A 9,906-nucleotide genomic window follows, 5' to 3' on the forward strand; every position below is an offset into this window, starting at 1 on the left:
CAAGGCTTGTTTGACTACGTTCAAGCAAGCCTTGTTTAGTATGTGTTATCGAAGGGAAGAAGTTTCTGATAATTGTTTTACTAGACAAATTTCGATATGCTTATGATAAGTTATCGTGCAATTCACACAATTGTTTGATGAAATGGAGGTTTTTTAATTTATGAATTCTCAAATACAAAATGTGCTAGAAAATATAGAGAAAGTGATGATTGGAAAGAGAGATGTGGCTGAGCTAAGCCTTGTTGCTTTATTAGCGAGGGGGCACGTATTGTTAGAGGATGTGCCTGGTGTTGGGAAGACAATGATGGTTCGTTCATTAGCAAAATCCTTTGATGCGCAGTTTAAACGAATTCAATTTACGCCGGATTTATTACCTTCCGATGTAGTGGGGATCTCTATTTATAATCCGAAGACATTGGAGTTTGAATTTCGTCCAGGACCCATCATGGGGGATGTTATTTTAGCCGATGAAATAAATCGTACCTCGCCCAAAACGCAGTCAGCTTTACTGGAGGGAATGGAAGAAGCTTCTGTTACTATTGATGGTAAAACACTTGCTATTAATCAGCCGTTCTTTGTAATGGCCACACAAAATCCGATAGAACATGAAGGAACCTATCCATTGCCTGAAGCACAGCTTGATCGTTTTTTACTGAAAATAAAGATGGGCTACCCTAGTAGAGGGCAGGAAGTGGAAATTTTACGGCGCGCGGAAAATGGCAAAGCGATTGAAAAGATCGATGCAGTATTGTCGGTAGCTCAATTGATTGAGTTACAAGAGCTCGTTCAAGGAGTGTATGTTGAAGATTCAGTAAAAAATTACATGGTGGAGCTTGCTACTCAAACTAGAGAAAACAGCTATGTTTATTTAGGTGTAAGTCCCAGGGCGACATTAGCCTTAATGAAGGCTTCTCAAGCCTACGCATTTATGAAAGGGCGTAGCTATGTAACACCTGATGATGTCCAATACCTTGTCCCTTTTGTCTTTAGTCATCGTCTAGTTTTAAAGCCAGATGCTCGCTATGATAATGTAACGGCAAGTGAAATTATTGAACGTATCATTGCTAAAACACCAGTACCAACAAAAAGGTTTGCAGAACAATGAAGCAATGGAAAGCTTTTTTAGAGAAAAGTAAACATTTCCTATTAGTAGTTTTCTTAATGATTGTAACGTTTTGTTATGCGATGTTCCAAGGTGGATTTGTTAGTTGGTTTGTATTTTTTACGGTAAGTCCGTTTTTAGTGTATGCCTTATTTTTCTTTGTTGTTAGAGAAAGTATCTTAGTAGTAGAGCGCAAAATTGAGCCAGCACATGTAGAACGTGGTCAATCAGCGAAGGTCATGATTTCAATCGAAAGAAAAACACGTTTTCCTTTTGCTTATATGATGATGGAGGAACTTGTAGATAGTGAGGGGTTAGTTCAGGCGAAGCTAGAAAGTTCAACTGCTATAAAATTTGTTGGCTTTAGAAAAAAATTTAACTGGCATTATGAATTAGTAAATATGCCTCGTGGCGAACACCGTTATTTGGGTGTTACGGTCGCTTTCTATGATTTTTTCGGTTGGGCAAAAAAAATGGTTGTGGCCGAGAAAGAACAAACTATTTTAGTGTACCCAAGGCTCAGAGAAATGAAATATTCGGCACTTCAAACAAAATATGATGTTGGGCCAATGATGTCTCCTTATTCCATAGTAAAGGATACTACTATGGCTGTTGGGTTACGAGAATATGTTCCTGGGGATCGTTTTTCATGGATTCATTGGAAGTCATTCGCGAAAACCCAAACCTTACAATCTAAGGAATTTGAGGATAGACAATCTTCTGAGCTAATGTTAGTGCTTGATGCCAAGAAATCAACATTATTTGAGGATAAGATTGAGCTAGTAGCATCTATGCTCAAGATGATCGTGCAGGAACTTGGTGATATTTCCTTTATTTCTGCTGGAGAAGTGACAAAGGTATTCCCTGTTATACAAGGTGAAAAGCAGTTAGATCAGGTTATGTATCATTTGGCAGCTATAAAATCTACTGAGAATGTAAAATTTCGATTTTATGACCAGCAAGCCTTTAAGCAAGTAGCGACATTGCTTTATGTGACTAATGAAGTATCAGAAGAATTCCTACATACTCTTGCGAATATAGTGAAAAGTTGTATTTGTTTTGTCGTGGCAAAACAGCCACCTGTGCAGTCTGAGGTTACATTGCGTTATAAACATATTCAAATTGTTTATGTAGATCCAACAGATTTTTATCATGTATTCACGGAGGTGAAGAAGCCGTGAAACAAACAGTAGGGGAATTTTTAGAGTTAGCGGTCGCCTATATTATAGTCTTCTTTATTTTGCGTGAATGGCTAATACCAATTATGCAATTAACTAATACAGGAGGGTTTCATCTCTTCCTAGTTTTTATTGGCTTGTCCCTAGCCCTAAGTTTATTCCGAGTGCATCCTTTATTATCAGGGATTGTAAAGTTTGGTTATATTACTTGGTGCATTGTCTTTATTTATAGCGAAAGCCCAGTGCTTTCTGGAAAGTCCATATCCTTCTTATTAACAGAATGGAAAGGGAATATGGCCGCCATTATATCAGGTGATTTTGGTCTAGTATCCGATGCCTTTAGAACAGTGCTATTTCTAGTATTAATATGGATGCTTGTTTACTTAATCCACCATTGGGTCTCTGTGCGGAAAAATATATTTTACTTTTTTGCCATGACAGTATTCTTTATTGCTACGTTAGATACGTTTAGTGAATACAATGGGAAAACAGCTATTGTTAAAGTGGTTATATTAGGATTAATGATGACAGGTGTCCTATTTGTCAAACGTTTATGGCTTCAAGTGGGTACAATGAGCAATACGTTTGGGAGATGGAAAATTGTTATTCCGATGCTTGTATCCGTATTACTTGTCGGGACTATCGCCTTCTTTTTACCAAAGACAGGGCCGACATGGGCAGATCCTGTGCCGTTTATTCAAGGTGTTACTGGACAAGATGGAAATGGAACAGGCATGAAATCAGTCGGCTATAGTCAAGATGATAGTCAATTAGGTGGACCTTTCCAAGGAGATAGTACATTAATTTTTACTGCGTCTTCACGTGATCGTCATTATTGGCGTATTGAAACGAAAGATACTTATACGTCAAAGGGATGGATTTTGTCAGAGGGGAACTTCGGAAAAAATGTATATGAGGCAAATGCGCCGATTATGACCTCTTTACAAGTAGGCTCACCTGAAAACGAGCGTCAAATTCAACTGGACATTGCGACCTCGATGCCGTTTTTAATCCAAACATACGGCTTGTTATCTGTTTCGGCTCAAGATTCCACATTATTTATTCAGGACGAGCAGACGGAAAAGATGACTATAGAGCAGCAGAATGATACATCGACATCTTTATCAGGCTATACTTTAACGTATAGTGAGCCTGTCTATAGTATGGAACAGCTGCAATTATCATTCCCAGCCACACTTGAAACGTTAGATTCGTCATTTGATCGCTTTATGCAGCTGCCAGCGCAATTACCACAACGAGTAAGAGATTTGGCGCTGTCGATAACACAGGATAAAACTACGGTTTACGATCAAATTAAGGCAGTGGAAGGTTATTTTAGGACGAACGGTTTTAGGTATGATAAAAAACAAGCGGCTATTCCGGCAGAAAATCAAGATTACGTTGATCAGTTTTTATTTGATACAAAAGTAGGTTATTGTGATAATTTCTCAACTTCAATGGTAGTCCTTTTGCGTTCGATAGGCATTCCAGCTCGCTGGGTCAAAGGATTTGCGCCTGGTACTGCAGGACCCATGTCAGATGGTCTGAGAGAGTATCGAATTACCAATGACAACGCGCATTCATGGGTAGAGGCATATATACCTGGTACAGGTTGGATGGAGTTTGAGCCTACAATAGGCTTTAGCGGCAACGTTAACATTGATTATGATATACCATTAGATACATCCGAACAGGAGGAAATAGTACAGCCAGAGCAAAAACCTGAGCAACCGCAAAAGCAGGAACATGTGTCTAATAAAGAACAAAGTAAATCAATGTTTAGCCTGGATAGGCTATGGACTTGGTTGAAAAAGTTTGCTTATGTTTGGATAATCATCTTCGTTTTATTGATTATCAGTGGGATTGCTTTATACTTGCAGCGCAAGACTTGGCTTCCAAAAATGCATGTTCGAGTCTATCGTAAAAAGACTGCCAATTGGTCTACCTTTGATTCCTCCTATCATATTCTTCTGAAGCAATTATCACGTATTGGATTGCGTATGAGAGATGGGGAAACGTTGCACATGTTTGCAGAACGTGTGGATGCATCATTAGAGACAGATCAAATGCAAAAGCTAACGGCTGTTTATGAGCAACATGTTTATGGGAAGGATAAACAAGAAGTGAATTTCACAAAGCTGAAAGAAAGTTGGGAATATTTAATCAATCGCACTATCGGTTGATTTTAACTTAGACAAAGAGTAAAATGAAAAAAATTAAATGCAAGGATTGCTTTCATATAAGTTCGATAATAAGGTTCGGATGTTTCTACGAAATCACCATAAATGATTTCTCTATGAAGGCGGATGTATTCGCTAGGTGAGAAGTATAGTAAATCACTTTACTTTGCTACGCATTCGCCTTTGTAAATCAACATGAGCTTTTTGAACGCGTAGAAAGATTTTACTTTCTTCGCGTTTTTCTTTGAACAAATGAAATATCCTTTAAAAATAGTAGAAGAGGTGGAAATTTTGACAGCTAGCCCTTTATTAAAAGAGCAAGAAAAAATCGTTGTACTTGACTTCGGTAGCCAATTTAACCAATTAATTACTCGTCGTATCCGTGAGTTTGGTGTATTCAGTGAATTACATCCACATACAATAACTGCAGAAGAAATTAAAGAAATGAACGCAGCCGGTATTATTTTTTCAGGTGGTCCAAACTCTGTTTATGATGAAAATGCTTTCCATGTGGATCCAGCCATTTTTGAATTAGGCCTACCAATACTAGGTATTTGCTATGGTATGCAATTAATGGCACATACAAATGGTGGTAAAGTAGAAGGCGCTGAAACTCGTGAATATGGTAAAGCTGAAATCAAAGTAACTACTTCCAATAAATTATTTGGTGAGTTACCAACTGAGCAAATCGTGTGGATGAGCCATGGTGACCATGTAACAGAAGTTCCTGCTGGATTTGAAGTTATCGCAACGAGCGCATCATGTCCGATTGCAGCAATGGCAAATGTAGAACGTAAACTATACGCTGTTCAATTCCACCCAGAGGTACGTCACTCTGTTTATGGTAATGATTTATTACGTCAATTCGTATTCGATGTTTGTGAGGCAAAAGGTGATTGGTCAATGGCCAACTTCATTGAACTTGAAATCGCGAAAATTCGTGAAATTGTAGGCGATAAAAAAGTATTATGTGCGCTTTCAGGCGGTGTTGACTCATCAGTTGTAGCGGTTCTTATTCACAAAGCAATCGGTGACCAATTAACTTGTATGTTCGTAGACCACAACTTAAACCGTAAAGGTGAAGTTGAGCAAGTAATGAAAACATTTACTGAAGATTTCGATATGAATCTTATTAAAATTGATGCTCGTAAACGTTTCATGGACAAACTTGCAGGTGTATCAGATCCAGAGAAAAAACGTAAAATTATCGGAAATGAATTTATTTATGTATTTGATGAAGAAGCATCAAAGCTTGAAGGTATGGATTTCTTAGCACAAGGTACTCTTTATACAGATATTATTGAATCAGGTACTTCAACTGCACAAACAATCAAATCTCACCATAATGTTGGTGGACTTCCAGAAGATATGCAATTCAAATTGATCGAACCATTAAAAACTTTATTCAAAGACGAAGTACGAGCATTAGGCTTAGAACTTGGTCTCGATGAAAAAATCGTTTGGCGTCAACCGTTCCCAGGTCCTGGATTAGGTATCCGTGTACTTGGTGAAGTAACAGAAGAAAAATTAGAAATCGTTCGCGAATCTGACTTCATCTTACGTGAGGAGATCGCCAATGCTGGCCTTGATCGTGACATTTGGCAATACTTCACGGTATTACCTGATATCCGTTCAGTTGGTGTAATGGGCGATGCACGTACGTATGATTACGCAATCGGTATCCGTGCGGTAACATCTATCGACGGTATGACTTCTGACTGGGCACGTATCCCATGGGATGTACTAGAAAAAATCTCTGTCCGCCTAGTAAACGAAGTAAAACACGTTAACCGTGTAGTGTATGATATTACATCTAAGCCACCAGCAACGATTGAGTGGGAATAGGTCATATATCTAATAACCGTTGAAGCCAGTTCTATAAAGGGCTTCACCGTTGTTTGAATGAGCAATTGCTTATCCACGTGCAATTTTTTAACACAAAAGACTTTCCTTTATTCATGTAATTCATGGGTGAAGGGAGGTCTTTTTTAATTGAAAATAATCCAGTATTTTCTATATTTTAGATAAGAATGATTAAGTTTTGTGCAATAATGGGGCAGTTTAATCCTTATAAATAATGATATGGTGGCTAGGAACGCCTATAAATGGGAGTTTGAAAATAAGTAAGGAAAGTTTAGAGGTCGGTTTCTTTAGCGTAGAAGATGCGCCGAAACTGATTGAAAATGATCACTTTAAAGAGGAACTTTTAAAATGTTTAGATAAAGATCATCATCCATTTTTTATTTCATTGTAGCATTTATTTAGGTGCTTTGATGCTTTAGTTCATGGAGTTTAATCGACTTTAATTGTTTATAAATAATATACTGGTTCAACATCATCAACGGCTAATATTCTATAGTTGGTAGTTTGAGTTGGGTGCTCATCTTACAAGCTTTACATTGAAATAATCAGCAAACTATTGGAGAATGTAGTAAACTAAATGGATGCAAAAAGTATTAGAATTATCAGATTTGGGGGGATTTAAATGGAGGAAAATAAACCAATAATTCATACATTAGCAGTTGGGATGCCAAAAGAATTGATTGATAGTAAAGGGCGTTCGATGATGACAGGTATTGAAAAGCAAAAAATGCAAGAAGTTTATTTGTCAGCTCATGGCTTCGACGGAGATGATGTCGCTGATAAAAAACATCATGGCGGACCTGATCGTGCAGTTTGTTTATATCCTGCGGAACATTACATACAATGGGAACAAGAACTTGGTAAACCATTGCCAACTGCTGCTTTCGGTGAAAATCTTACGGTTACAAATATGCTAGAAGAGGATATTTGTATCGGTGATATTTATAAAATAGGAGATGCTGTCATTCAAATTACACAGGGGCGTGTTCCTTGTAGTACGATCGACAAATATACCGAATCAAACACATTGCTCAAACGTATGATTGAAACTGGTTATACGGGCTTCCTTGCGCGCGTACTAGAAGAGGGGACAATTTATGCGAACTCGAATATTGAATTAGTAGAAAAGCATCCTGCCCAAGTTTCTGTTTTGTATTGCAACGAAGTATATTTTAAAAACAAAGATGCAGATGCGATGAAACATATCCGAGAAGTTGATGCATTGGCGGAAGATTGGAAACAGAAGTTAGAAAAAAGAATTCAGGTCTTGCAAAGTAAAGTGATGAATTAAAAATTGTAGGCAAGGGAATCTGTTTTAAAATCCTTTAGAATTCGGGTGAGTTCTAAGGGTTTTTTTATATTATAGTGTTCAGTGAATTGTTCAGTACTTAGACTTTTTAGTAGCAGTTTATTAAAATATGAACATTAAATAAGAAATTTACACGAACTTTCGTATTTTATTTTGTAAAATTGTTCGGAAATAGGGTTGAAATCTAAAAAGTGAAATGATATATTACAAATGTAAATTAAATAAGTCGTCGTATAATGTCGGGAATAGGGCCCGTGAGTTTCTACCAAGTTACCGTAAATAACTTGACTACGATTGAGGTTTATATACGTATGTATAAACCCTAATTTATTTCACACATTAATGTGGATGAAATATATCGTAGACATGCGACTAGTAGATTAGTCAGCGTGTCTTTTTTGTTTTCGATATTGAGGACGACCATACGGAGGATTTTTTTATAATGAAAAAATATTTCATGTTTGATGAATTAGGAACTAATTACCGCCGAGAAATAATAGGTGGTATTACAACCTTCCTTGCGATGGCATATATTCTAGCTGTTAACCCAGGTATACTAGAAAATGCAGGGATGGATAAAGGTGCTGTTTTCGTAGCAACAGCATTAGCTGCAGCAGTTGGTTCTTTAATAATGGGTATTTTCGCTAAATTCCCAATTTCACTAGCTCCTGGTATGGGATTAAACGCATTCTTCGCCTTTACTGTAGTCGGGGCTTACGGTATTCCATGGCAAACAGGTTTAACTGGCGTATTCTTCTCTGGGATTATCTTTATCATTTTATCTCTAACAGGTATTCGTGAAACCGTTATTAATGCCATACCAGTTCAACTTAAATATGCTGTTTCGGCAGGTATTGGATTGTTTATTACTTTCGTAGGTTTACAAGGAGCAGGGATTATTGTAGATAGTCCAGCTACATTAGTAACTTTAGGAACTTTCACTGGTGCTACATTACTAGCGGTATTCGGAATTGTTTTATCTGTTATTCTAATTATTAAATTACGCAGTGTTGGTATTTTCTTAGGGATGGTTATTACTGCGATTATCGGTATGGTGACAGGTATTATTGAACCTCCAACGGCAATTGTTTCTGCTATTCCAAGTGTGGATTCTACATTCATGGTGGCACTACAACCACTTGGAGATATTGAATCACTATTTAACGTGAAGTTTTTAGTAGTTGTATTAACGTTCTTGTTTGTAGATTTCTTCGATACAGCAGGGACTTTAATGGCTGTGGCAACACAGGCTGGCTTAGTAAAAGATAATAAATTACCACGTGCAGGTCGCGCATTAATGGCAGATGCACTTGCAACAACAATTGGTTCTTTATTTGGTACATCTACGACTACTGCCTATGTAGAATCAACTTCAGGGGTAGCAGCTGGAGCTCGCTCTGGGTTCTCAGCAGTAGTAACAGCAGTACTTTTCTTAGTAGCATTATTCTTCTCTCCGTTATTAGCAGTAGTAACACCAGCAGTAACAGCACCTGCTCTAGTTATTGTAGGAGTACTGATGGTATCATCATTACGTTTAATTGATTGGGATAAATTTGAGATTGCAGTACCAGCATTCTTTACCGTATTAATGATGCCTCTTGGTTATTCCATTGCTACGGGTATTGCAATTGGCTTCGTGTTCTATCCGATCACAATGTTATTAGCGGGACGTAAAAAAGAAATTCACCCTATGATGTATGGTTTATTCTTTGTCTTCCTGGCGTATTTCATTTGGGTACGATAAATTAAATACATGTTGAAAATCACCTCCATTGTTAAGGATAAGTTCTAACGATGGAGGTGATTTTTTATTATTGGGATAGGAACGGTAAATAATTAAATACTTTTATTGTTATTCTATTCGTCTCTTTTACTATATAAAATAAAGCATAACTATAACGAATTATATAAAGTTGTTTTCACCATTATATAGAAGAAACTCACTTTGTAATAATAAGAATAGTTTTACTTTAATGAAACACTTGCAAACTTTGTTTTATGATGATATATTTAAACACGTTGTTACGAAACAAACGAACAACTTGAAAAATATTAACGTAGACAGTTGACAACGAGTTGACAATATGTTAAATTATAAAAAGTTACTTGAAAGTAACTAGCAAATGAACCTTGAAAACTGAACAAGCAAAACGTAATCAATAAAGTTTTAAGTAACTAGCTTAGCTAGTGAACGAAGCAAAATTTTGGACATCAAAATTGATGCCAGCAAAACAATTTGAGCTAATCAAATTTCTTTTATGGAGAGTTTGATCC

7 protein-coding genes and 2 riboswitches are annotated in these 9,906 nt (G+C 37.0%); all 7 genes read left to right on the forward strand.

Annotated elements, in window-relative coordinates:
• The first annotated feature begins 160 nt into the window (after positions 1-160).
• On the forward strand, positions 161-1,105 hold the full coding sequence (locus AC1Q6O_RS21750; RefSeq protein WP_008173686.1) for an AAA family ATPase: 945 nt from the start codon (positions 161-163) through the stop codon (positions 1,103-1,105).
• Positions 1,102-2,283, forward strand: a complete 1,182-nt coding sequence (locus AC1Q6O_RS21755; RefSeq protein ID WP_008173685.1) for a DUF58 domain-containing protein — start codon at positions 1,102-1,104, stop codon at positions 2,281-2,283. Before AC1Q6O_RS21750 ends, AC1Q6O_RS21755 begins: the two co-directional genes overlap by 4 nt.
• The gene (locus AC1Q6O_RS21760) at positions 2,280-4,463 is read left to right on the forward strand and encodes a transglutaminase TgpA family protein (protein WP_090003215.1); all 2,184 of its coding nucleotides are present in this window, start codon (positions 2,280-2,282) and stop codon (positions 4,461-4,463) included. The genes AC1Q6O_RS21755 and AC1Q6O_RS21760 overlap by 4 nt, the downstream gene beginning before the upstream one ends.
• A 32-nt stretch (positions 4,464-4,495) precedes the next feature.
• Positions 4,496-4,597: riboswitch (purine riboswitch) on the forward strand.
• 154 nt (positions 4,598-4,751) lie between these two features.
• Complete coding sequence (guaA, locus tag AC1Q6O_RS21765; protein WP_089987294.1) at positions 4,752-6,305, forward strand: glutamine-hydrolyzing GMP synthase; 1,554 nt, start codon at positions 4,752-4,754, stop codon at positions 6,303-6,305.
• Between the two features lie 232 nt (positions 6,306-6,537).
• Entirely contained in the window at positions 6,538-6,714 is a 177-nt protein-coding gene (locus AC1Q6O_RS21770) for a hypothetical protein (protein ID WP_258955013.1), read from the forward strand.
• A 231-nt stretch (positions 6,715-6,945) separates the two neighbouring features.
• Positions 6,946-7,614 (forward strand): MOSC domain-containing protein, encoded by a 669-nt coding sequence (locus AC1Q6O_RS21775; protein WP_008173680.1) that lies wholly within the window; start codon positions 6,946-6,948, stop codon positions 7,612-7,614.
• Between the two features lie 227 nt (positions 7,615-7,841).
• A riboswitch (purine riboswitch) is annotated at positions 7,842-7,943 on the forward strand.
• Between the two features lie 131 nt (positions 7,944-8,074).
• Positions 8,075-9,376 (forward strand): NCS2 family permease, encoded by a 1,302-nt coding sequence (locus AC1Q6O_RS21780; RefSeq protein ID WP_008173678.1) that lies wholly within the window; start codon positions 8,075-8,077, stop codon positions 9,374-9,376.
• Positions 9,377-9,906 lie beyond the last annotated feature (530 nt).

The organism is Lysinibacillus sp. GW823-FHT06C08 (assembly GCF_058795135.1).